Annotated in this window: 13 protein-coding genes and 6 pseudogenes; 9 read left to right on the forward strand and 10 right to left on the reverse strand. The window is 69.7% G+C overall.

The features are described 5' to 3' along the window. Positions 1–114: 114 nt before the first annotated feature. A complete protein-coding gene (locus AB5J51_RS38660; RefSeq protein ID WP_369779942.1) occupies positions 115–1,155 on the forward strand; it encodes a LacI family DNA-binding transcriptional regulator in 1,041 nt (346 codons plus the stop codon). 115 nt (positions 1,156–1,270) lie between these two features. Here the strand turns inward: AB5J51_RS38660 and AB5J51_RS38665 are convergent, their stop codons facing one another. Continuing rightward, positions 1,271–3,007 carry a glycoside hydrolase family 6 protein gene (locus tag AB5J51_RS38665; RefSeq protein ID WP_053788212.1) on the reverse strand — a complete coding sequence of 579 codons (1,737 nt, stop codon included), beginning with the start codon at positions 3,005–3,007 and terminating at the stop codon, positions 1,271–1,273. A gap of 743 nt (positions 3,008–3,750) precedes the next feature. Between AB5J51_RS38665 and AB5J51_RS38670 the strand changes: the two are divergent. The 4 genes and pseudogenes from AB5J51_RS38670 to AB5J51_RS38685 form a co-directional block, all read left to right on the forward strand. Further along, positions 3,751–4,685, forward strand: a pseudogene (locus AB5J51_RS38670) (cellulose binding domain-containing protein); the annotation flags it as partial. Positions 4,686–4,693: 8 nt separating this feature from the next. Continuing rightward, positions 4,694–5,089, forward strand: a pseudogene (locus AB5J51_RS38675) (sugar ABC transporter permease YjfF); the annotation flags it as partial. 82 nt (positions 5,090–5,171) lie between these two features. Beyond that, positions 5,172–6,296, forward strand: a complete 1,125-nt coding sequence (locus AB5J51_RS38680; protein WP_369779943.1) for an aldose epimerase family protein — start codon at positions 5,172–5,174, stop codon at positions 6,294–6,296. 552 nt (positions 6,297–6,848) lie between these two features. Further along, positions 6,849–9,320, forward strand: a complete 2,472-nt coding sequence (locus tag AB5J51_RS38685) for a glycoside hydrolase family 9 protein (protein WP_369779944.1) — start codon at positions 6,849–6,851, stop codon at positions 9,318–9,320. On the opposite strand, the gene AB5J51_RS38690 is transcribed toward AB5J51_RS38685, so the two are convergent. The 9 genes and pseudogenes from AB5J51_RS38690 to AB5J51_RS38730 all read right to left on the reverse strand — a co-directional run bounded on the left by AB5J51_RS38690 (position 9,290) and on the right by AB5J51_RS38730 (position 18,698). Then, the gene (locus AB5J51_RS38690; protein ID WP_369779945.1) at positions 9,290–9,727 is read right to left on the reverse strand and encodes a hypothetical protein; all 438 of its coding nucleotides are present in this window, start codon (positions 9,725–9,727) and stop codon (positions 9,290–9,292) included. The two genes, AB5J51_RS38685 and AB5J51_RS38690, sit on opposite strands and share 31 nt — an antisense overlap. A gap of 37 nt (positions 9,728–9,764) precedes the next feature. Then, positions 9,765–10,196: pseudogene (locus AB5J51_RS38695) on the reverse strand (beta-galactosidase); the annotation flags it as partial. 143 nt (positions 10,197–10,339) lie between these two features. Then, positions 10,340–10,507, reverse strand: a pseudogene (locus AB5J51_RS38700) (glycoside hydrolase family 2 TIM barrel-domain containing protein); the annotation flags it as partial. 127 nt (positions 10,508–10,634) lie between these two features. Next, positions 10,635–10,874: pseudogene (locus tag AB5J51_RS38705) on the reverse strand (hypothetical protein); the annotation flags it as partial. A gap of 12 nt (positions 10,875–10,886) precedes the next feature. Further along, positions 10,887–11,902: pseudogene (locus AB5J51_RS38710) on the reverse strand (RICIN domain-containing protein). 96 nt (positions 11,903–11,998) lie between these two features. Then, positions 11,999–13,441: an endo-1,4-beta-xylanase gene (locus AB5J51_RS38715; RefSeq protein ID WP_369779946.1), complete on the reverse strand. Its 1,443-nt coding sequence runs from the start codon at positions 13,439–13,441 to the stop codon at positions 11,999–12,001. A gap of 530 nt (positions 13,442–13,971) precedes the next feature. Beyond that, complete coding sequence (locus AB5J51_RS38720) at positions 13,972–15,459, reverse strand: glycoside hydrolase family 43 protein (protein WP_369779947.1); 1,488 nt, start codon at positions 15,457–15,459, stop codon at positions 13,972–13,974. Beyond that, on the reverse strand, positions 15,456–17,675 hold the full coding sequence (locus AB5J51_RS38725) for a glycoside hydrolase family 3 N-terminal domain-containing protein (RefSeq protein ID WP_369779948.1): 2,220 nt from the start codon (positions 17,673–17,675) through the stop codon (positions 15,456–15,458). The genes AB5J51_RS38720 and AB5J51_RS38725 overlap by 4 nt, the downstream gene beginning before the upstream one ends. Positions 17,676–17,684: 9 nt before the next feature. After that, the gene (locus AB5J51_RS38730; RefSeq protein WP_053790547.1) at positions 17,685–18,698 is read right to left on the reverse strand and encodes a LacI family DNA-binding transcriptional regulator; all 1,014 of its coding nucleotides are present in this window, start codon (positions 18,696–18,698) and stop codon (positions 17,685–17,687) included. Positions 18,699–18,941: 243 nt separating this feature from the next. On the opposite strand from AB5J51_RS38730, the gene AB5J51_RS38735 reads away from it, so the two are divergent. From AB5J51_RS38735 to AB5J51_RS38750, 4 genes are all read left to right on the forward strand, one after another. Continuing rightward, positions 18,942–20,234: an extracellular solute-binding protein gene (locus tag AB5J51_RS38735; RefSeq protein ID WP_053790548.1), complete on the forward strand. Its 1,293-nt coding sequence runs from the start codon at positions 18,942–18,944 to the stop codon at positions 20,232–20,234. A 73-nt stretch (positions 20,235–20,307) separates the two neighbouring features. Further along, on the forward strand, positions 20,308–21,216 hold the full coding sequence (locus AB5J51_RS38740; RefSeq protein ID WP_369780392.1) for a carbohydrate ABC transporter permease: 909 nt from the start codon (positions 20,308–20,310) through the stop codon (positions 21,214–21,216). Continuing rightward, positions 21,213–22,043 carry a carbohydrate ABC transporter permease gene (locus tag AB5J51_RS38745; RefSeq protein ID WP_369779949.1) on the forward strand — a complete coding sequence of 277 codons (831 nt, stop codon included), beginning with the start codon at positions 21,213–21,215 and terminating at the stop codon, positions 22,041–22,043. Before AB5J51_RS38740 ends, AB5J51_RS38745 begins: the two co-directional genes overlap by 4 nt. Before the next feature lie 96 nt (positions 22,044–22,139). Further along, a complete protein-coding gene (locus AB5J51_RS38750) occupies positions 22,140–23,459 on the forward strand; it encodes a glycoside hydrolase (RefSeq protein ID WP_369779950.1) in 1,320 nt (439 codons plus the stop codon). The last annotated feature ends 4 nt before the right edge of the window (positions 23,460–23,463 follow it).

The raw sequence follows: 23,463 nt of genomic DNA on the forward strand, positions 1-23,463 counted from the left end.
GTGGTCGGCGTAACGTGGTCCTCGGCTACGGGCGGGTGCACCGTCATACCTGGTCAGCCGGCCGGGCTCGCGCCCGGCGCGGAGTGCCATGGCGCACGAGGGGAGTTCAAGAGCGTGAGCGGACGGCAGGGCGGCAGGCCCACTCTGGACGAGGTCGCGGCACTGGCCGGTGTCGGCCGGGGCACGGTCTCCCGGGTCATCAACGGCTCGCCGCGGGTGAGCGAGCGGGCCAAGGACGCCGTAGCCCGCGCCGTCGCAGAGCTCGGGTACGTACCCAATCAGGCGGCCAGGGCGCTGGCCGGCAGCCGGACCGACGCGGTGGCCCTGGTCATTCCGGAGACCGAGGCCCGGCTGTTCTCGGAGCCGTACTTCCTCGACCTGATCCGCGGCGTGAGCGCCGAGCTGGCCGAGGCGGACAAGCAGTTGCTGCTCACGCTGGTCCGTACGGAGGTGGAGCGGCATCGGTTCGAGCAGTATCTGGCCGCGCAGCGGGTCGACGGTGTGCTGCTGGCATCGGTGCATGGTGATGACCCGCTGCCCGACCGGATCGCGAGGCTGGGGGTGCCGGTCGTCATGAACGGGCGGCGTTCGGAGGCCGAGCCGGTGGCCTATGTGGACTCCGACAACATCGGTGCGGGCCGGGCGGCCGTCGCCCACCTGGTGGGGCAGGGCCGGAGCCGGATCGCGACGATCAGCGGGCCGTTGGACATGTACGTGGCCCGGGCGCGTCTGGGCGGCTACCGTGCGGGGCTCGCCGAGGCGGGGATCTTGCCCGACGAGTCGCTGGTTGCGGCCGGGGACTTCACCGAGGCGGGCGGACGGCTGGCGATGCGTGAGCTCCTGGCACGTGATCCCGGGCTGGATGCGGTCTTCGCCGCGTCGGATGTGATGGCGGCCGGTGCGCGTGGGGTGCTGCGTGAGGCGGGGCGGCGGGTCCCGGAGGACGTGGCGCTGGTCGGGGTGGACGATTCGGCGGTGGCCCGGCTGATGGACCCGCCGCTGACGAGCGTGCGCCAGCCGATCGAGGAGATGGGCCGGACGATGACCCGGCTGTTGCTCCAGAAGATCGCAGAGAGTCCCGAGGGCGGTCCCGTGGCGGGGGAGGAGCCACGTCGGGTCCTTCCGACGGAGCTGATCGTGCGGGATTCCTCCTGAGAGCGGAGAGCGGAGAGCGGAGAGCCGAGAGCCGAGACCCTGAGTGCGGTACGGCCCGGAGCCGTACGGTATCCAGACGGTTCCGTACGGCTCCGGGTCGTTCACCGGCGGCGTGTCACAGTGCCGGGTAGGCGTTCTTCATGAGCTCCTGGAACTGGGCGGAGAACCACTGTCCGGCCAGCGGTGCGTTCGGGAGGGCTCCCGACATGCTGTTGCCATTGCGTACGTTGCCCGTGTAGGTGGGGTCGCACATCCGGTCGAATCCCTTGCCCTCGTTGTTCGGGATCTCCTTGCTGGCCCCGTCGGACTCGCCCGGGGGCTTGATCCACACGTAGGCGTCGATGCCGGCGGCCGGGGCCGCTTGCGGTCGTTCGCCGAGGCCGGCGCCGGACTGGTTGCACCAGTTGCCGAGGTGGATGCGCCGGTCGTAGCGGCCGCCGTTGACGTACGTGTCGACGCTCGTCAGCGCACCGGGTCCGGTGGGCCGAGCGGTGCCGCCCCAGCCGTTGCGGGAGGTGTCGATGAGCATGCCGATGCTGGCGTCGAAGCCCAGGGAGACCAGCTTGGTGCGCATGGCTTGGGCATAGGACAGTTCGTCGGTGTAGCGGTTCCAGTCGACCCACTTCGACTGGCGCACGGAGGTGCCGTTGACGGAGTCGTCGATCTTGAAGTTGTCCTCCTTCAGTGCGCTGTAGTTGGCGGTGTTGACGATGAAGCCGTGCACGTGGGAGAGCGTGGAGCCTTCAGCGGTCGCGGCCTGCTTGAACATCTCGGCGGAGGCGCCGAAGTTGTCGTCCCAGCCGAGCCAGCCGTGGTGGCCGGCGTCCAGGTAGTTGTAGACGTTGGCGATCGAGCCGAGCTTGTTCAGTGCGTAGCCGACGCCCTTGATGTAGTTGCCGTTGGTCTTCATCACGTCGCAGTTGGCGGTGGCGGTGGGCCGGCCCGAGACGTTGGTGACCAGGTTCGGCAGGGAGTCGATCTCGACGGTGGTGACGATCCGCAGCCCCGCGTACTTCGGATCGGCGAGGATCGCGGCGATCGGGTCGATGTACTGCGTCTTGTACTTGTCGATCTCGGTGGGGCCCAGTTCGCCGTTGGAGGCGAGCGCGGAGCAGTCCCGTCCGGGCAGGTTGTAGATCACCAGCTGGACGACGAGTTCGCCGCTGCCCTTCTGTGTCAGGGCCGCGTTGAGGTGATCGCGCAGACCCATCGTGCCGCTCGTGCCGGTGACGAGGGCGATGCGGTCCAGCCAGACGGCGGTGGGCTGGTTGGACACCCTGGTACCGCCCGGTTCGGCGGCGGCATGGGCGGACCACTCGGGGTTCACGTACACCTTGGCGCCGGCGTAGGGGTTGTCGGCCTTGCCGCCCGTGGGCGGAGGCGTGGTCGGCGGCGTCGTGGGCGGTGTGGTGGGGGGCTGGGTCGGGTCGGTGGCGCCGTTGCAGGTGACGCCGTTGAGCTTGAACGTCGTGGGCACGGCGTTCGTGCCGTTGTGCGAACCGTTGAACCCGAAGGACGTCGAACCGCCGGTGGCCAGCGACCCGTTGTAGGACATGCTCTTCGCGGTTACCGCGGCCCCGGACTGGGTGATGGTGGCGTTCCAGCCCTGGGTGACCTGCTGGCCGTTCGCGTAGGACCACTCCAGGGTCCAGGAGGCGACCGGGTCACCGGTGTTGGTCACGATCACGTTGGCCCCGAACCCAGTGTTCCACTGGTTCGATATCTGGTACTCGACCTTGCAGCCGGCGGTGGCGGCGCCGGCCGCGGTACCGAACGCGGTGGCGGTGGCGCCGGCGGCCGTGACGAGACTGAGGGCCGCCAAGAGGGCGGTGCGGGGGATGGTGCGGCTCATTTCGTGGGGTGCCTTTCGGTTCAGGGTGCGCAGGCGGTCGCGCAGCCCGGTGTCGAATACGATGAATGTGCTGAATCGGGGGAGTGTGGCGTTGTGCGGGGAGCGTGCCGTCGTACGGATGGGTGCGGTCGTCGGAACCGGGCCGTGGCGCGGTCGGTGAACGCGTGTCCGCAGGTGTGCTCGTCGATCTCGTCCGCGACCGGGGGGACCCGGCCCGCGACCGAGGCGAGGGTGGGGGAAGGGGTGAGCCACTGGCTCGGGTCGTGGTAGGCGATCGCGGGAACCGGCAGGAAACTGCGGGCCCCGGTCGCATGCACGCGGCCACCACCAGGTCCTGCATGCCGGCGACCTCGTGGCTCGATGCCGGCAGGTACCGCCGTCGCGCAAGGTCAGCGCTGCTCCGCCGAGTTGCGCCGAAAGGCGCGGGGATGTCTATGAGCGAGTCCTTGCAGCAAGGTGCGCCCTGGCGCCGCGCCGACTGATGGAACCGCTCCCACTGGTGGGGCCAGACCGTAGCGCCAACTGGCGCCAAGTAGAAGAGGGGTTGGGTGAATTTCCCGCGGAATGCTTTCGGCTCTTCACGCGTCTTGACGCCGCCGCGCCGCGTCTGCACAGTGGGAGCGCTCCCACTGGTTCAGAGATTGTGCGCAATCGTTTCTGCCCATACCCGTCTCCCCGAGCCGCGAGGAGAACCATCGGCATGTCGGCACATCCCCCCACCCGGACTTCACGGACGAAGCAGGCTGCTGATCGCGTCTGCCGCGGCCTTCTCCCGCAGCCTTCCCCTGGGCCTCACGGCCGCCGACGCCGGCAGTGCCGCGGCCACGGCGGTGCAGTGCAGCGTCGACTGCAAGACCGACGACTGGGGTTCGGGCCTCACCGCCGAGCTCACTCTCACCAACCGGTCCGCCACCGCGCTCGACGATTGGACCCTGACCTACGCCTACAAGGGCAACCAGCAGCTCACCAACGGCTGGAACGGCACCTGGTCCCAGTCCGGCAAGACGGTCAGGGTCACGGCCTCGACTGGAACAAGACCGTCGCCGCCGGCGCGGCCGTCACCGCCGGCGGCCAGTTCGGCTACAGCAGGACCAACTCCGCCCCGACCTCCTTCGCCGTCAACGGCACCTCGTGCACCGGGGGCCACCAGCCCCCGGTCGCCGTGATGACCAGCCCCACTGCGGGTGCCGTCTGCACGGCGGGCACCCCCGTCCCGCTCGCCGCCACCGCCGCGGCCGCCGACAGCGCCACCATCGGGAAGGTCGAGTTCTACAGCGGCACCACCCTCCTCGGCACGGACACCGCCGCGCCCTTCACCTTCGCCGCCGCCGGTCTCGCCGCCGGTTCCCCCTCCCTCTACGCCAAGGCCTACGACAGCCTCGGCCCCTCCGCCGAGTCGGCCCCCGTCGGCATCACCGTCGCCGCCGGCCCGGCGCTCGTCGCCACCCCCGCACAGCTCTCCGTACGCCGCGGGGAGACGGGCACCTTCGACCTGAAGCTCTCCAAGCAGCCGGCCGCAAACGTCACGGTGAGCGTGGCCCGCGCCTCGGGCAACACCGACCTCGCCGCAACGCCTCCCGAGCTCATCTTCACCCCGGCGAACTGGAACACCGCGCAGAAGGTGACGGTCACCGCCGGGACCACCGGGAGCGGCTCCGCCGTCTTCACCGCGACCGCCACCGTACGATCAGCACCGAATCCATCACGATCGGCGACCCCGCCACGGCGGGAATCGCGCAGACCCGGCTGTACGGCCCGGGGGGACTGTTCGTATCGATCCCGGTGGTCATCGCCCTGGCCGTGCTGGTGATCGCCTTCGTCGTACTGCACCACACGCGCTTCGGCCGCAATGTGTACGCGCTGGGCGGCAATGAGCCTTCCGCACGCCTGATGGGCCTTCCGGTGGGCTCCACCAAGATCGCCGTATACGCCGTCAGCGGCCTGTGCTCCGCACTCGGCGGCCTGTTGCTGACCTTCTACATGCTCTCCGGCTACGCCCTCCACGCCATGGGCATGGAACTCGACGCGATCGCCGCCACCGTGATCGGCGGCACGCTGCTGACCGGGGGGTCCGGCTTCGTCCCTGCCCCAGCGCTCGAGTGCCGCGATCACACCATGCTTCCCGGCATGCAATCCGATGGACCGACTTCCAGGGAACACCGTCATGGAACACCTATACGAATCTGCCGCCCGGGCCGCTGAGCCCAGGCAGACTGCCGCCGGTCCGAGGACGGGCCGTCCCCTGCGCCTGGCCGATGAGGGAACGGGGGAGAGGTGGCGGTTCGGCTTCCCCGGCCGGGCCCGCGCGGAGGTCCACACGCGCGGCGCCCGCCTCCATTCCCTGATCCTGCCGGACCGCTGGGGCCACACAGCTGATGTGGTGCTCGCCGCCCGCGACCCCGGCGCCTGCGAGGGCTCCGCACGCTACTTCGGTGCGACGGTGGGCCGTTTCGCCAACCGCATCGCCCGCGGCCGGCTCGTTGTCGACGGCGTCACCCGCCGGCTCGCCACCCAGGAGAACGGGCACACGCTGCACGGCGGTCCGGACGGGTTCGACCAGCGCGTGTGGCGGTGCGAACCCGTCCACTCCTCACACCGCACCGGCGTGCGCCTGGTCCTGCACAGCCCCGACGGCGACCAGGGGTTCCCCGGTGCCCTGAACGTCCGCATCACCTACACCCTGGACCGCGACGACAACCTGGCCCTGTCGTACCAGGCGGTCGCCGACGCACCGACGGTCGTCAACCTCACCAACCACGCCTACTGGAACCTCGAAGGAGAGGGGCGCGGCAACGTCCTGGCCCACCACCTCCAGGTAGCGGCCCCCCTCTACACCCCCATCGACGCCGAGCTCATCCCCGACGGCCCCCACCGCCCGGTCAGCGACACCCCGTTCGACCTCCGCCGGCCCCGGCGGCTCTCCGACGTCCTGACCCATACGGATGCGCAACTGGCCCTCGCCGGCGGCGGCTTCGACCACAACTGGGTCCTCGACGGCGCCCGGCGAGCCCGTCCTCGGAAGGCCGCCGTGTTGTACGCCCCCACATCCGGCCGCCGCATGGACGTGCTCACCACGGAACCGGGCATCCAGGTCTACACAGCCCAAGGCCTGACCGGTGACATCACGGGCAAGGGAGGCAGGCCGTACCATGCCTACGCGGGGGTCGCGCTGGAAACGCAGCACTTCCCGGACTCCCCGAACCGCCCCGACTACCCGACGGTCCTCCTGCGCCCGGGTGAGCTGTACCGGTCCACCACGATCCACAGCTTCACCACGGTCACCGCCTGAGAGGGGCGGCGTCGGCCGTGTCCGCGGTCGGCACGGTCGTGCCTGCTCATCAAGAGCCACGAAGATCTCCTCCGCCGACCCCTTCGCCCTTCCCGGAGCACGGGGCCCTGCCCGGCCGACGCCGTCGGTGGATCCAGTGTGCCGGTCGCACGTTTGCCCGGGTCGCCGCACTGCGGGGGCGCTCCCTCGGCGAACGCCTCTGGATGCCGGCGCCTCGGCCGCGCGTCCGCTTGTCTGCGCGGAGACAGTGGGGGAGGGAGGCGTCAGGCGGTCGATTTGGTCCGGCCGCGCTCGACTTCGATCCCGGCCGACGATTGGGCGTGAGGCGCGGGTCTGGGCGTGCGCGTCCGTCGCGGGCCGGCGCCGGCGCCGCTCGTCGATTTCGCGCCACCTTGTCCGTCCGCCGAAGCTGTCGTGGTAGTCGGCCCGTTCTCGGATGAAAGGGAGGCCAACTACCTGTACGACCAAGAGCCTTGACGGGCCCGTCCGGCGGCTGGCTTCATTGGGAGCGCTCCCACTTTTGCCCCCACCCCACCAAGGAAGGCTCCAGCCGTGCCTCCTGTCACCTCCGCCCGCGGCGTGCCACGTCGCGCGGCCGCTGTGTTCGCCGGCTTCGCGCTCGCCGTCTGCGGCCTGTCCCCGACCGCCCTGACCGTTCCTGTCGCGGCCGCCGCCACCGTGGCCGCCGCTGCCGACACACCCGTCCGGGTCAACCAGCTCGGCTACCTGCCCGACGGCCCCAAGCGGGCCACCGTGGCCAGCTCCGCGACCGCCCCGCTCGCCTGGCAGCTGCGGGACGCCTCCGGCACGGTGGCCGCCTCGGGCACCACCACTGTGCGCGGTGCCGACCAGGCGTCCGGCCAGTCCACCCACCTGGTGGACTTCGGCCCGTACACCGGCACCGGCACTGGCTACACCCTGGCCGTCGGCGGCCAGAGCAGCCACCCGTTCGACATCTCGGCATCGCTGTACGACGGACTGCGCGCCGACAGCATGTCGTTCTTCTACCAGCAGCGCAGCGGTATTGCGATCGACGCAGCCCTGGCGGGCGGCAGTGCCTACGCCCGCCCCGCCGGGCACCTGGGCGTCGCCCCGAACAAGGGCGACAGCAGTGTTCCATGCCAGGCCGGGGTGTGTGACTACCAACTGGACGTGCGCGGCGGCTGGTACGACGCGGGCGACCACGGCAAGTACGTGGTCAACGGCGGCATCTCCGTCTGGGAGATGGTCAACTCCTTCGAGCGGGCACGCCGTTCGGGCGGCGACGCAGCGCTCGGCGACGCGACGCTACGGGTGCCGGAGCGCGGCAACGGGACGCCGGACGTACTGGACGAGGCCCGCTGGGAGCTGGAGTTCCTGCTGCGGATGCAGGTCCCGGCCGGGAAGCCGATGGCCGGGATGGCCTTCCACAAGATGCACGACGCCAAGTGGACCGCTCTGCCGACCCGGCCCGAAATGGATGCCGAACAACGTGAGTTGCACAAGCCGTCGACCGCCTCGACGCTGAACCTGGCGGCCTCGGCCGCGCAGTGTGCCCGGGTGTACGCGCCGTACGACGCCGCGTTCGCCGCGCGCTGCCTGGACGCCGCCCGCCGCGCCTGGACGGCTGCCAAGGCCAACCCGAACGTGCTCGCCCCGGCGACCGACAACACCGGCGGCGGTGCGTACGAGGACGCCGACGTCTCCGACGAGTTCTATTGGGCGGCGGCGGAACTTCTGGCCACCACCGGAGAGTCGCAGTACCGGGACGCCGTCACCTCCTCTCCGCACCACACCAAGCCCGTCGACGGGTTCTGGTGGGGCGGGACCGCGACGCTGGGCAGGATCACCCTCGCCACCGTCCCCGGCGTGGCCCTGCCCGCCGACGACATGGCCCGGCTGCGCGGCCTGCTGACCGCGGCCGCCGATGGCCACCTGTCCACCATGGCCGGACAGGGCTACGCGGTGTCACTCCCCGCCACCGGATACGTGTGGGGCTCCAACAGCTCCGTCACCAACAACGCGATGGTGCTGGCCGTCGCATACGAGCTCACCGGTCAACAACGCTACCGGGCCGGAGCGCTGGAGTCCCTGGACTACCTGCTCGGCCGCAACGCGCTCGACCTCTCCTACGTCACCGGCTACGGCGAACGCCACTCCGAGAACCAGCACCACCGGTTCTGGGCGCACCAGAACGACGCCTCGCTGCCGCACCCGCCGGCCGGTTCCTTCGCCGGCGGGCCGAACGCGGGGCTGGAGGATCCGGTGGCCAAGGAGAGGCTCGCGGGCTGCGCACCGGCGGCGTGCTACGTGGACGACATCGGCTCGTACTCCACCAACGAGGTGGCCATCAACTGGAACGCCTCGCTGGCCTGGCTGGCGGCTTTCGCGGCCGAGCAGCGCAGCGCCCCGGCGGTGCCCGTGGTCCAGGTGTCACCGGCGTTGGTGACGGTCCCGGAGGGCGGTTCGGCGCCGGTGGGCGTGCGGTTGTCGGCCGCGCCCGCACAGAACGTCACGGTGACGGTGGCCCGGAGCTCCGGCGACCAGGACCTTTCGGCAGCGGCGACCCTGGTGTTCACCCCCGCCAACTGGGCGACGACGCAGCCGGTTTCAGTCGTCGCCGCCCAGGATGCCGACGCGTTGTCGGGTGGCGCGACCTTCACGGTCGGTGGTACCGGCGTGCAGCCGGCGACGTTCACGGCGACGGAGGCGGACGACGACGTGTCGGCGGCCTCCTGCACGGTGGCGTACCGGATCGACAACGCCTGGGGCAACGGCTTCACGGCGACGGTGACCGTGAGGAACACCGGAACCTCGGCGATCTCCGGGTGGACCCTCGGCTGGAGCTTCGCGGGTGATCAGCGGATCAGCAACGCCTGGAACGCAACGGTGAGCCAGTCGAGCAGCACGGTCACCGCCCGGGACGCCGGGTGGAACGGCACACTGGCGCCCGGCGGCAGCGTGAGCTTCGGCTTCCAGGCGACGTATTCGGGTACCAACGCGTTCCCGGCGCGCTACACGCTCAACGGTGCACTCTGCTCCTGAACGATCACCACGCCCTGCCCGCCCGCCGACCAGGTGCGGCGGGCAGAGCGCGTGCGGGGCCGCTCGGTGGGCTCAGCTCCGCTGCACGGGAGGCAGGAGGAACGCGAAGTCCGCCGACGCGAATTCGAGCCGGTACTGAGGCAGGACACCGGGTCCCCGGCGGCGGTGCCGAGGCCCTGGACGGCACGGTCGGTGCGGAGGTGGATCACCGGACCCGGGACGAGGTCGCTGTGGTGCCGTGCAGCGTCGAGCTGTTGGTCGGTCCAGCGGCGCGCGGCGAAGTGGAACGGCTCTTCGCCCACGACGCTCGGTCCGTTCCCGGCTCGGTCGGTGAAGGTGGCCCAGCGGGAGTCCGCACGGTTGCCGTTCTCCTGGGGGCGCACGTAGGGCGTCTGCAGTTCGTCCACGGTCGCGTGGAAACGTCCGACGCGAACATGCCTGACTCGAGTCTGGGTAGGCCTCGCCCGGTCCCGTGCCGAACCACTCAACCCGGGACCGGTCGGCGGGAATCTGCCAGTCGAGTCCGATACGGGTCAGTGAGCGGGACTTGTCCCTGCGGACCAGCTCTTGGTACTCCTCCGGCGGGAGTACCGAGTCCACCATGGTGTCGTGGAAGCCGTCGCTTCGCTCCGGCCAGTGGCCGACCGGTTCGGCATGCACCTGTAGGCGCAGGCTGTCACCGTCACTCTCCCAGCGGTAGGTGGTGAGGTAGCCGGAGCTGCCCCCGGCGGCGGCGCTGCGGACGCCGGCGACCATGCCGTTCGCGTCAGCAGTGACGGACACGGTGCGCTGCCGCAGTCGGTGCAGCCCGCGGTCCTTCCAGTAGCCGGCGTCGCGCTGGTGCCAGCCGCGGTCGTTGTCGGTAGGGGCGCGCACAGGTTCAGCCGTGGTCCACGGAGGGGGAGTTCGCCGATGCCGAGCAGGCCTCCGATGGTCCGGTCGAAGCGGCCGGGGCCGATTCGGACGGGGGCGATCACCTTCGCGTACTCGAGGAGGCCGGGCGAGGGAGTGCGGTCGGGGAAGACCAGGCCGTCGCAGGTGAAGTCGCCGCCGTGCAGATCCTCGCCGAAGCCGCCGCCGTCGCCGAAGAACTCGCGCCCCCGGGCGTCGCGGGTGCGCAGCCCCTGGTCCATCCACTCCCAGACGTAGCCGTCCTGGACCCGCGGGTACTCGCTGCACAGCTGCAGGTATTCGGCGAGCCCGGCCGGGCCTGTTTCCCATGGCGTGGGCGAACTCGGGGAGCAGGAAGGGCCTGCGGTTCAACTCCACGTCCTGGCACATGACTTCGCGAGAGAGCGTACGGCCGTGATGAGGATCGAACTCGTGCCCGTTCACCCCGCGCAGCACCATCCGGCGGCCGTTGACCCGGAGCACCCCGGCCTCGTCGACGGATATGCTGCGGAATCCGACCCGGAGCCGGGCCCGCTCGGTGGCCGCGCGACCGTACTGTCGACGGTGTCTTGTAGGAAGCGCTGCCATCACCCTGAAGAGGCCCGCCCGTCCGTCAAAAGACGGACGAAGAGTGGAGCCAGGATCATCCTGGCTCCACTCCATGGTGCGGGCGTGTCACTGGAACTGTGCGAAGAACCTCCAGATCTCTCCCTTGGTCCAGGTCGCGACGCCGCTCTCATTGGGGGAGCCGTCGACCGGACCGGGCATGTGGCCTCCGTCGAACGCGGCCCATTGGACCGGGTACCCGGCACGGCAGCCCGAGTAGGGGGTGGTGATGTGCGCCCGGCTGCCGGTGCGGGCTCGCGCGCACTCTGGGGAGTGCAGCCGTTGTTGCTGACGAACCTGTCGCGCAGGGAGCGCCCTTGCGCGATGTTGAGGACGGAGTCGCTGACGCCGTGGATTCCGAAGTAGGCGATGGGCTGGGTGCCGCCGCTGCACCCGCTGATTTCGCCGCCGGAAATGACCGCGACAGCCCTGAAGACGTTCGCCCGGGTGCATGCGAGTGCGTAGCTCATACCGCCGCCCCAGCTGAAACCCGTGGCGAAACGCTGCGCCGTGTTGACGCAGAGGCCGCCCTCGATCCGCCGGATCATGTCGTCGACGAAGGTGACGTCCTCACCGCCCGAATTGGCCCAGCCGTTGCCGAGGCCCTGGGGGGCGACGAGGATGGCGCTGTTGTTGGACTGTTCCCGTTGGCCGTAGTAGGACCAGGCGTTCCCGCTCGTCCCGCCCGAGGCGACTTCGCCGGCGGTTCCGCCCCGCCAGTGGAACGCGAAGATCAGCCGGTAGGGCCGGCTGTTGGTGTAGTCGTCGGGAACCCTGAGGACGAAGCTGCGGCTCTTACCGCTGCTCTGAATCGTGTGCGTACCGCTCGCCAGCGTCGGGGCGCTGCCGCATCCGCCGCCACCGGACGACAGTTTGATCATCTGCCATTGCTGGTTGGCGCCGCTTCAGTCGGTGTACTGGACGACGTTCCCGCCGTCGCCGGTGGAGGCGCCCTGCACTTCAACGGCCTTGCCGCTGTTGCTGTTGACCAGGACGTACCAGGCCTGGGTGTCCACCGTGGCTGCCTCGGCGGGAACCGGTTTCACCGCGACGAGCGTGCCGATCGCGAGGGTCGCCGCCACCACGGCGGCTAACCGGGGCGACCAGCGACGTCTTTGGGGAGGGGCGTGGGAAGCCGCACCGTGGGTTTTCATCGTTCACCCTTTCGCTGTGGCAGGCCGTCAGGTTCGGGTCCAGCGCTGGTTGCTTCCACTGGAGCAGGAGTAGAGCTGGATCAGGGTGCCGTTGGCGGTGCCGTTGCCGGTTGCGTCAAGGCAGAGGCCGGACTGGACTCCGGCGATGGATCCGTCGGAGTTGAGGCGCCATTTCTGGTTGTCGCCACCCCAGCAGCTGTAGATCTGGACTTTGGTGCCGTTGCCGGTGCCGGCGGCGTCCAGGCACTTGTTGCCGTAGACCCTGAGCTCGCCTCCGGCGGTGTACGACCACTGCTGGTTGGTGCGGTTGTTGCAGTCCCACAGGTTGAGCTGGGTGCCGTCGCTGGTGCTGGCACCGGGCACGTCCAGGCAGCGGCCTGACCCGAGGCCCTTGATCTGTCCGGAACCGGGCGAGGGGGTAGGAGTGGGGGTAGAGGAGCCGGCGTTGAGTGCGCCCAGCACGGAGGTGTAGGCGGGCTTCTTGCTGCCGTTGCCGTCGAACAGCAGCGGCGATTGCTCCGACCGCCAGGAGTCGGTGTCGCGCACCCCCCAGACGGTGATGCCGAGGCAGCGCGGGACGGCCAGGCAGTCGTTGGTCACGTTGGCGTAGGTCGTGGCCGAGGCGCCCTGGACGTCGAGTTCGGTGACGGCCACGTCGACGCCGAGGGCGGCGAAGCTCTGCAGGGTGGTGCGGAAGTTGCTGTTGTACGGGCTGTCGTTGTTGAAGTGGGACTGGAAGCCGACGCAGTCGATCGGCACTCCGCGCTGCTTGAAGTCCCGGACCATGGCGTACATGGCCTGCGTCTTGGCCCAGGTCCAGTTCTCGACGTTGTAGTCGTTGTAGCAGAGCTTGGCGGCCGGGTCGGCGGCGCGCGCGGTGCGGAAGGCGACCTCGATCCAGTCGTTGCCGGTGCGCTGCAGGTTGGAGTCGCGCCGGGCTCCCGAGCTGCCATCGGCGAAAGCCTCGTTCACGACGTCCCACTGGGCGATCTTGCCCTTGTAGTGCGCCATCACGCCGTTGATGTGGTTGGTCATCGCCTGGCGCAGCGCGCTGCCGCTGAGGTTCTGCATCCAGCCGGGCTGCTGGGAGTGCCAGGCCAGGGTGTGGCCGCGTACCTGCTTGCCGTTCTGCACCGCCCAGTTGTAGACGCGGTCACCGGCGTTGAAGTTGAACTGGCCCTGCTGGGGTTCGGTGGCGTCGATCTTCATCTCGTTCTCGGGCGTCACCGAGTTGAACTCGCGGCCCGCGACCGTCGTGTACGCCGAGTCGCCCAGCCTGCCCGAGGCGATTGCGGCGCCGAAGTAACGGCCGCTCTGCGCCGCCGCGCCACCGAGCGTGCTCTCGGCGGCGTGTGAGGTCAGCGGAGCCACCAGCACCGCGGCCGAACCGAGGACGCCGACGACCACGGCCGTACAAAGACCGCCGATCTTCCGGCGGACGGTGTGTGGGGGAGAGGCATTTAAGCCCATGAATGAGCCTCCAGGACAGAAATCACGGAAGGATTGGAGCGCGGCAGAATGAATCCGCGTAAGCGACGCCCGCGTCCGTTGACAAAGGACGCTCACCACCAGGGCGTCATGATCCGAGGCCGTCACCCGCCACCCGGAGAGACGGTGACACCGTCTCGGGCCTCAGTGTGGAAACCCCGTCGAAACAAGTCAAGAGTTTCGAAATGATTTCGAGATCCTCCCCCTCGAGATAGCCCGCTATCCGCTTCCCGTTGCATAAAGGTCATCGAAAAACTTTCGATGAGGATCTCCGAGCTGGGCTGCCGAAATCTCAGGAGGGCTACTGCCGCCGGCAGTCGGCGGACGCGCTCGGCCACCTGGTTGCGGCCCGCATCACGCGGCGGGCAGATGCCCGCCAACACGCGCCCGGCTACCGCCCCCATGCCTTCCGGAGTCGCCGGCGCCACAGCGGATGGATCGCCCGCTTCCACGACCGGATGCGCGACCGGGTCCAGCGGGCTGCCGGCCGGGACCCGGGACCGGCGGGGGCATCATCGACGCTGGTGTCCAGGCGGATCCTGCCGGCTCGGATACGTGATGTCGAAGCACGTGAAGTGGGCTTGGTTGGTGGAGGAGCGGCCGTTGGAGGTGGCGTAGAGGCCGAGCTGGATGCTGGTGAACAGCGGGGTGAGGAAGGTGGCTTCGACGGTGGTCAGGTCCTGCCAGGCGCCGCCGTCGGGTGCCTGGTGGGCGAAGGTGTGGCTGAAGCCGCGGATGCGCACCCCCAGGCGGACGGGGCCCGGGGGGACCGGAACGCCGGCCAGGACCTCGCGCCCGTGGCGGAGGCTGAGCCCTTCCGTGGTGCGAAGGAAGAGGAGGTGGGTGTCGTCGTCGAGGACCACGGCGAGGCCTGCCTGTTCACCCGGTGCGGCGGGGGTGAAGTGCAGTTCGGTGGAGACGTCGCAGTCGGGCTGTTCTTGGGGGCGGACCAGGAGCGACGGGGTGGTGCGCTCGCCGAGGCGTTCGGGGCGGAGCTGGAGGCGGAGCCCTTTGCCTGTGGCCCAGAAGCGCTCGGGCGGGGTGCGCAGGGTGTTCCAGTCCGCGGAGAGCGTGGCGAAGTCGTCGTGGACGGGGCGGCGGCGGTCGGTGTGGACGATGGGGGAGAAGACCGGCCAGCTGTCGTCCCAGGTGATCCGGCTGAGGAAGGTCTCGCGCCCGAGGGCGGAGCCCGGGCGGACGCCCAGGAGGACGGCCCGCCAGTCCCCGTACGGGGTTTGGACGAGGTCGGCGTGCCCGGTGCAGATGACGGGGCCCTTGGCGGGCTGTAGCACCGGGTTGCCGGGGGCGCCCTCGTAGGGGCCGGTCACGCGGTCGGCGCGGGCGGCCACCACGCTGTGGTCCACATCGGTGCCGCCCTCGGCGGTGAGCAGAAGGTAGGCGCCGTCGATCTTGTAGAGGTGCGGGGCTTCCGACCATCGGGCGCCCGGGTGGCTTCCCGACCACAGGACGTGCTCGGGGCCCGTGAGCCGTCGTTCGCCGGGAAGGTATTCGCGCATCCAGATCTCGGTGCGGCCGGCGGCCTCGTCCAGCACCCGGGCGGCGGTGAACCAGGCCCGGCCGTCGCTGTCGTCCGGTCCGTCGTCGAAGAACAGCGACGGGTCGAAGCCCTCGCCGTCCAGCCAGTGCGGCTGCGACCACGGCCCCGCCGGGTCGGTCGCCGTGACGACGAAGTGGCCGGGGCCGTCCATCAGCGTGCAGACGAGATGGAAGACCCCCTCATGGTGCCGGATCGTCGGTGCGAACAGGCCCCGTGAGGGCTCGCACCCGTCGAGGTCGAGCTGAGACGCCCGGTCGAGCGCGGAGCCGATGCGCCGCCAGTTCACGAGATCGCGGCTGTGGAACACGGGAAGGCCCGGGAACCATTCGAAGCTGGACGTCACCAGGTAGTAGTCCGCTCCCACTCGGCAGACGGAGGGGTCGGGCCGGAACCCCGGCAGCACGGGATCACCGAAGACGGGATCATCGAACAACGTGGTCATGGAACCGGGACGATCTCGACCGGCACGGACAGCACCCGGTCGGCCGCCGGGTGGCGTACGGGACCCTCCAAAGTGAAGGAGCCCTGGAGCGGAAGATCGCCGCTGGACCGTCCGACGGCCACGCCGATTTCCCCCGGCTCCACTCTTCTGCGCAGGTCGAGCCCGGTGAATGAGGTCCGGTCGGCATGGACGGTGAAGGTGATCCGGGCGGCTGCGCCCGGCTGCAGCTCGACCCTGGAGAATCCGGCGAGCCACCGCTGAGGCCGGACGACGGACGCCACCGGGTCCGAGAGGTACAGCTGGACCACCTCGGTCCCGGCCACCTCGCCGACGTTGCGTACGGTGACCGCAACCGCGACGGCCCCGTCCGTCGCGGCGACGGGATCCACCTCGAGCTCCGAGCAGGCGAAGCCGGTCCAGCTCAGCCCGTGTCCGAAGGGGAACAGCGGGGTCGGGTCCACCGAGCTCCAGTCGGTGTGCCCGCCGAGCCTGGAGTGCAGGTAGGTGCCGGGCTGGCCGCCGGCCCGGCGGGGGATGGAGACGGGCAGCCGCCCGGACGGTTCAGCGGCCCCGCTGATGATCCGGGCCAGCGCCGTCCCGCCCTCCTCGCCGGGGAAGAAGACCTGCACCACGGCCGATGCGCGCTCGGCCAGCGTGCCGAGCGCGTAGGGCCGCCCGGAGACGAGGACCAGGACGGTCGGCACTCCGGAGTCCAGAACGGTGGAGGCCAGTGCGGCCTGGTCGCCGGGCAGGTCGAGGGTCTCGGCGTCGCAGCCCTCTCCGGAGGTGCCCCGGCCGAACATGCCCGCCCGGTCCCCGAGCACCAGCACGTTCACGTCCGGATCGTCCGCGGTGACCGTGAACCCGGCAGCGGTGAGCGCCTCGCCGAGCGTCGGGATCTCCAGCCCGAGGTCGCCGGGGAGCGCGACGTGGTTGGGGAAGGAATAGCAGCCGAGGAAGGACCGGGGGTCGTCGGCGTACGGCCCGGTGATCGCGACCCGGCACGGCTGCAGCGGCAGGGTGCCGTCGTTGGCGAGCAGCACGGTGGACCGTTCGGCCAGGAGCCTGGCCAGTGCCCGGTTTTCCGGCGGGTCGAGGTCGACCGGCTCGGGTTTGACGGGTTCCCAGTCGGGGTCGAGCAGGCCGAGCTCGGCCTTCTGCACCAGGACCCGTTCCGCGGCCCGGTCGATGAGCTCCTCGGGTACGCTTCCGGACCGAACGAGTTCGGTCAGCGGCTCGCCGTAGCACCGGGCCGTGGGCAGTTCGACGTCGATTCCGGCGGTCAACGCCAGCGCGCCGGCCGCGCCGCGCGATCCGGTGACGCCGTGCCGGGTCTGCAGGAAAGAGACGGCGTAGTAGTCGGCGACGACCACGCCGCTGAAACCGAGCTCACCCCTGAGCAGCTCGGTCAGCAGCCGTTCGTCGGCGGCCACCGGGACGCCGTCCACGTCGGTGTAGCTGTTCATCACCGACCGGGCGCCCCCCTCGCGCAGTGCCCGTACGAAGGGCTCGACGAGCACGTCGGCGAACTCGCGCGGCCCCGAGGCGACGGGGGCCATGTTCCGGCCGCCACGCGAGGCCGAGTAGCCGGCGAAGTGCTTGAGCGTCGCCACGATCCCGGCGCCTTCCAAGCCCTGCACGTAGGCGGTGCCGATGGCTCCGACGAGATAGGGATCCTCGCCGATGCACTCCTCGGTCCTGCCCCACCGGTAGTCGCGGACCACGTCGAGTACCGGAGCCAGCCCTTGATGGACGCCCACCCGCCGCATCCCCGCCCCGATGGCGGCGGCCATCCGGCGCACGAGCTCGGGATCGAAGGACGCACCCCAGGCCAGCGGTGCGGGGAAGACCGTCGCCCCGAACGTCATGAACCCTGTCAGGCACTCCTCGTGAGCGACCGCCGGTATCCCGAACCGACCGGATCCGGTCACCTGTTGCTGGAGCATGGCGAGCCGCGCCATGCCGGCTTCCACGGTGATCGGCGCGGTGCCGTACACCCGGGTGAGCTGGCCGAGCCCGTGGGCCGCGATGTCGTCGAGGCCGAGCGCGGACTCGCCTGAATCGTCCTCCATCGGCGCGACCGGTGTCCCCGGATCCGAGGGCAGCGCCCAGAAGCCGGCGAGCTGACCCGCCTTCTCTTCCAGCGTCATCCGTTTCAGAAGATCGGAGACTCGCACGGACACGGGCAGGAGGGGGTCACGCCAGGGCTCGGTCAAGGAGTTCTCCTAGAGAGGGGGCAAGGCGGTGGAGAGCCGGACCTTGAGCTCGGTGGAGAGCTCCATCCGGGGGCTGACCAGGGGTTGGCCGTCCAGGAGTTGGAAGAGGGTGCGGGCGGCGAGCCGGCCCATCTCCTCCAGCGGCTGGCGCACCGTCGTCAGCGGCGGTGACAGCCATTCGCACATCGGCAGGTCGTCGAAGCCGACCACGCTGAGGTCCTGCGGAATGCTCAGCCCGCCCTGCCGGGCGGCTTCGTAGACGCCCATCGCCTGCTGGTCGCTACCGGCGAAGATGGCGGTCGGCGGCTCGGGGAGGGCGAGCAGTTCCCGGGCGCACCGGAACCCGCCCTCGTGCTGGAAGTCGCCGAACCGGATCAGGTCGCGGTCGACCTCGATCCCGGCCCGCTCCAGTGCGGCCCGGTACCCGTCGATGCGGGCCTGGCTGCAGAGCATCTCCCTGCGCCCGCCGATCGTGGCGATCCGGCGGTGCCCCAGCCCCAGCAAGTGCTCGGTTGCGGCGAGGCCGCCCGCCCAGTTGGTCGCGCCGATGCTCGGCACACCGTTGCCCGGCAGGTCGATCGGGTCGATGACGACCAGCGCCACCCCGGCCTGTTCGACCTGGGCGCGCTGGGCCTGGGTGACCGAGGCGGTGACGAGGATGACGCCGTCGCTGTGGTGCAGTACCGGCAGTGCAGCCCAGCTCGACGGCGTGGCCTCGCCCGGCGGGACGAGCGACACGACGGTGCCGACGCTCCGCAGGGCACACTCGGCCTCGACGCCGCGCAGTATCTCCACCGCCCACGCGCTGTCCAGACCGCCGATGATCAAGTCGACCAGGCCCGACCTGCGGGCCCTGCCCTGTCGGCCGGGGTGAAGGTAGTTGTGAGAGCGCAGCAGGCTCTCGATCCGTTCGCGGGTCGAGGGCGCCACATCGGAGCGGCCGTTGATCACCTTGGACACGGTGGCCTGGGAGACCCCTGCCTCCGCGGCGATGACGGCCAGGGTCGGGCGCTGCTCGCTCAACTTCTCTCCTCTGCGCGGACGCCTTGGGCTGGCGACATGTATCGCAAACTTTCGAAGAGTTTCCGGGCGGGGTGACTTGCTTGTCAAGCTCAAGGACTCAAGGGGGAAGGGGTGTTGGTGGATTTATCGGTGACAGGTCTTGACCGAGGAGCCCCACGTTCCTAGTTTGTGGCAGCACCGAATTTCGAGAATGTTACGAAATATTTTCGAGATCGAGCCGGCATTCCTTACCCCGGAGGTCCCATGGCCAGCACCCCCCCGAGCCGACGAAGCTTCCTGGCCCTCTCGGGCCTGACCGCCCTGTCCGTCTCGCTGGCCTCGGCCTGCGGCGGTGGCGACTCCGGCGACAAACCGGCGGCCGACGGCAAGCTGACCTTCGCGTGGTGGAACATCGCCACGACGGAACCGGGCAAGTCGCTCTTCCCGCAGATCTCCTCGGCGTTCACGGCCGCTCACCCGAACATCACGATCAAGACGACCTCGTTGGAGAACGAGGCTTTCAAGTCCAAGCTGACCGCCACCACCTCTTCGGGCAAGCTCCCCGACGTGTTCCAGACCTGGGGCGGCGGCGTGCTGCGCCAGCAGGTCGACGCGGGGCTGGTCGAGGACCTCACCGACGCCTTCGGCTGGTCGTCCGACCTCACCCCCGTCTCGCTGCAGGCCTACCAGTTCGAGGGCCGGACCTACGCAGTGCCCTACGACGTCGGCATGGTCGGCTTCTGGTACAACAAGAAGCTCTTCGCCCATGCCGGGATCACCGCTCCGCCGGCCACCTGGGCCGAGCTCCTCGAAGACGTCAAGAAGCTCAAGGCCGCAGGCGTCACCCCGATCGCCCTCGCGGGCAAGGAGAAATGGCCGGGCCACTACTACTGGGCCTACCTCGCGATGCGCGTCGCAGGCCTCCCCGCGCTGGAGCAGGCCGCGACCACCAAGGACTTCACCGGCGCCGGCTTCGTCCAGGCGGGCACGCACCTCAAGGAGCTGGTCGACCTCCAACCGTTCCAGACGGGCTTCCTCGGCGCCGGCTACGCCACCCCCGGAGGCCAGGCAGCGACCATGGGCAACGGCAAGGCCGCCATGGAGCTGATGGGGCAGTGGGGACCGTCGGTGCAGAAGGACGCGGGCGCCGACCTCGGAGCGGACCTGGGCTTCTTCCCCTTCCCGACGGTCGACGGCGGTGTCGGCCAGGTCACTGATGTGTTCGGCGGTGGCGGCGGCTTCGCGCTGCGCAAGGGCGCCCCGAAGGAGGCGCTGGACTTCCTGAAGTTCTTCGTGCTGGAGAACGAGTCCAAGCTGCTGGCCTCCAACGGCTACCTGCCGGTGGTCAAGGGCGCGGAGAGCCAGCTCGCCGACGCCAACAGGAAGGTGGTGGCCGACAGCCTGGTCAAGGCGACTGGCTTCCAGCTCTTCCTCGACCAGGCCTACCCGCCGGCGGTCGGCCAGGAGGTCAACGACAGCGTCGCCGACCTCATCGCGGGCAAGAAGACGCCCGAGCAGGTCACCAAGTCGATCACCGAGGCTGCGAAGGGTGCCTAGCTCCGTGGCCACCCTGACCAAGGAGCGGACGCAGGCCGCCCTGCCGGTGCGCCCGCCCGCTCCGGCACGGTCGATCCTGCGCGGATTGCGCAGCTGGGCGTCGGTCGCCTGGTTCCTCGTCCCGGCTCTGGTCCTCTTCCTCGTCTTCGTCCTCGCCCCGATCGCCGTCGCCGTCTACACCGGCTTCTTCAAATGGGGCGGGACCGGCCCCATGGACGACTTCGTCGGCTTCGAGAACTACGCCAAGCTGTTCGACGATCAGGTCTTCCTCGGCGATCTGGAGCACGGGCTGTATCTGATCGCCCTGTCGATCACGGTGCAGTTGCCGTTCGCGCTGTTCACCGCGGTCCTGCTCAACCAGAGGCTGCGCGGCCGGGCCGTCTACCGGATGCTGTTCTTCGCGCCGTACATCCTGTCCGAGGTGGTCACGGCGGTCCTCTTCACGATGGTCTTCCTTCCCGGTGCCGGCATCGCCGACCATCTCGCCGGCGCCCTCGGCCTGGAGGGGCTGCGGGGCAAGTGGCTCGCCGATCCCTCGACGGTCATGCCGACCCTGTTCGTGGTCATGACCTGGAAGTACTTCGGCTTCCACATGATGCTCTTCCTCGCCGGGCTGCAGAGCATCCCGGGGGAGATCCTCGAGGCCGCCAGCATCGACGGCGCCGGCGTCTGGCAGCGGTTCCGGCACGTGACGCTGCCGCTGCTCGGGCCGACGATCCGGATCAGCGCCTTCCTTTCGATCATCGGGGCCATCCAGCTCTTCGACCTCGTCTGGGTCATGACGGCGGGCGGTCCCAACCACTCCTCCGAGACGATGGCGATCTCGATGTTCCAGTTCGGATTCAAGCGCTACCAGGTCGGCTACGCCAGTGCGATCAGCGTGGTGTTGTTCATGATCAGCCTGGTCTTCTCCCTCTTCTACCAGCGTTACGTGCTCCGCCGTGACCTGAGCGGGGCCGTCACCTCGGGAGGTGGCCGATGAACGCCCGCAGGACGGCACGCGGCCTGTCGCTGCACGCCGTGGTCTGGCTGATAGGTGCGTTCGTCGTCGTGCCGCTGATCTACGCGGTGATCTCCGGATTCAAGAACACCGGCGAGCTGACGACCAACCCGTTCGGGTTGCCGGAGCATTGGAAGGCCGGCAACTACACCGGCATTCTCGGCGACGGGATGTTCTGGCGGCAGATCGCCAACAGTGCGGGTATCGCGATCGGCACGACGTGCTGCACGGTGGCGGCGTCCGCGATGGCGGCGTTCGTGCTGGCCCGCTACGCCTTCCGGGGCAGGGAGCTGTTCTACACGCTGTTCACGATCGGGCTGATGTTCCCGTTCGCGGTGGCCGTCCTGCCGTTGTTCCTGCTGCTGCGCAACTTCGAGTTGCTCGACAACCCGCTCGGAGTGATCCTCCCGCAGGCGGCCTTCGGGCTCCCCATGACGATCATCATCCTGCGCGGCTTCTTCCGGACCATCCCGGCGGAGGTAGAGGAGGCGGCCATCGTGGACGGCTGCGGCAAGTTCCGTTTCTTCTGGAAGATCCTGCTCCCGATGGCGCGTCCGGCGCTCGGCACGGTTTCGGTGCTGGCGATCGTCGCGAGCTGGAACAACTTCTTCCTGCCACTGCTGGTGTTCAACGACCCGCAATGGCAGACGATCCCGGTCGGCGTCCAGCAGTTCCAGGGCCAGTACTCGACCGACTACGCGCTCGTCCTCGCCTACATCGTGCTCGCCATGGTGCCCGCCCTCGCCTTCTACGCCGTCGCCGAGCGGCAGTTGATCGGCGGCCTCACCGCGGGCGCCACCAAGGGCTGACTCGTCCCGCGCGACCTCCACCCCCCCCCAGGAGACGCTGTGAAACGCCTGACCGCACTGACATGTACAATTTTGTTAGCGCTAACATCGCAGGCCGTGGCCGCCCCCGCGCGACCCGACATCGACTTCCGCGCCGCGCTCCAGCCCATAGACGGATTCGGCTTCTCGATGGCCTTCCAGCGGGCCGACCTGCTGCACGGCGCACGCGGACTCAGCCCGGCCAAGCAGCGCGAGGTGCTCGACCTGCTGCTCAGTGAGGACAAGGGCGCGGGCCTTTCGATCCTGCGCCTGGGCATCGGGTCGTCGACCGACAGGGTCTACGACCACATGCCGACGATCCTGCCGGCCGATCCCGGCGGACCGGACGCCACGCCGAAGTACGTCTGGGACGGCTGGGACGGCGGCCAAGTCTGGCTCGCCAAGGAGGCCAAGGCCTACGGCGTCACACGGTTCTTCGCCGACGCCTGGAGCGCCCCTGCCTTCATGAAGACCAACGGAAGCGAGAACGACGGCGGCGAGCTGCGGCCCGCATGGCGCCAGGCCTATGCGAACTACCTCGTCCAGTACGCGAAGTTCTACCGGCAGGAAGGCATAGGGATCACCGACCTCGGATTCACCAACGAACCCGACTGGACGGCGACCTACGCCTCGATGCGGTTCACCCCGCAGCAGACCGTCGACTTCGTCAAGGTGCTCGGGGCGACCGTTCGGGCGTCCGGATTGAAAACCGGGGTGGTCTGCTGCGACGCAGCGGGCTGGGACCGGCAGGTCGCCTACACCGAGGCCATCGAGGCCGACCCCGCCGCCGGCAAGGCGGTGCGGACCATCACCGGCCACCGCTACAGCGGTCCGACCGCGGTCCCGCAGCCGACCGACAAGCGCGTGTGGATGTCGGAATGGTCGCCGGACGGCGCCACCTGGAACGAGAACTGGGACGACGGCAGCGGCTACGACGGTCTCACCGTCGCGGCCGACATCCAGAACACCCTGACCGTCGGCAACGCCAATGCCTACGTCTACTGGACCGGAGCGTCCCTCGGTGCCACCCGAGGGCTCATCCAGCTCGCCAACCCCGGGGACGACTACCGGGTGTCCAAGCGGTACTGGGCGCTGGCAGCCTTCAGCCGGTTCATCCGCCCCGGCGCCGTCCGCGTGCCGGTCACGAACGCCGACCCGGCACTGCAGATCACGGCCTTCCGCAACAACGAAGGCAGCCGCGTGATCGAAATCCTCAACACCGCGACCACCGAACGCACCGCCGCATTCTCCCTTCGCGGCGGGCATGACCGTCACCCCGACGGCTACGTCACCGACGAGACCCGCTCGATCACCCCGGCCGACATCGTCTCCACGCATGGCACGACCCTCACGGCGAAGCTCGCCCCGCGCGCGCTGACCACGATCGTCCTCGACTGACCCC

It is taken from the genome of Streptomyces sp. R33, assembly GCF_041200175.1.
In the GTDB taxonomy this organism is placed as follows: domain Bacteria; phylum Actinomycetota; class Actinomycetes; order Streptomycetales; family Streptomycetaceae; genus Streptomyces; species Streptomyces katrae_B.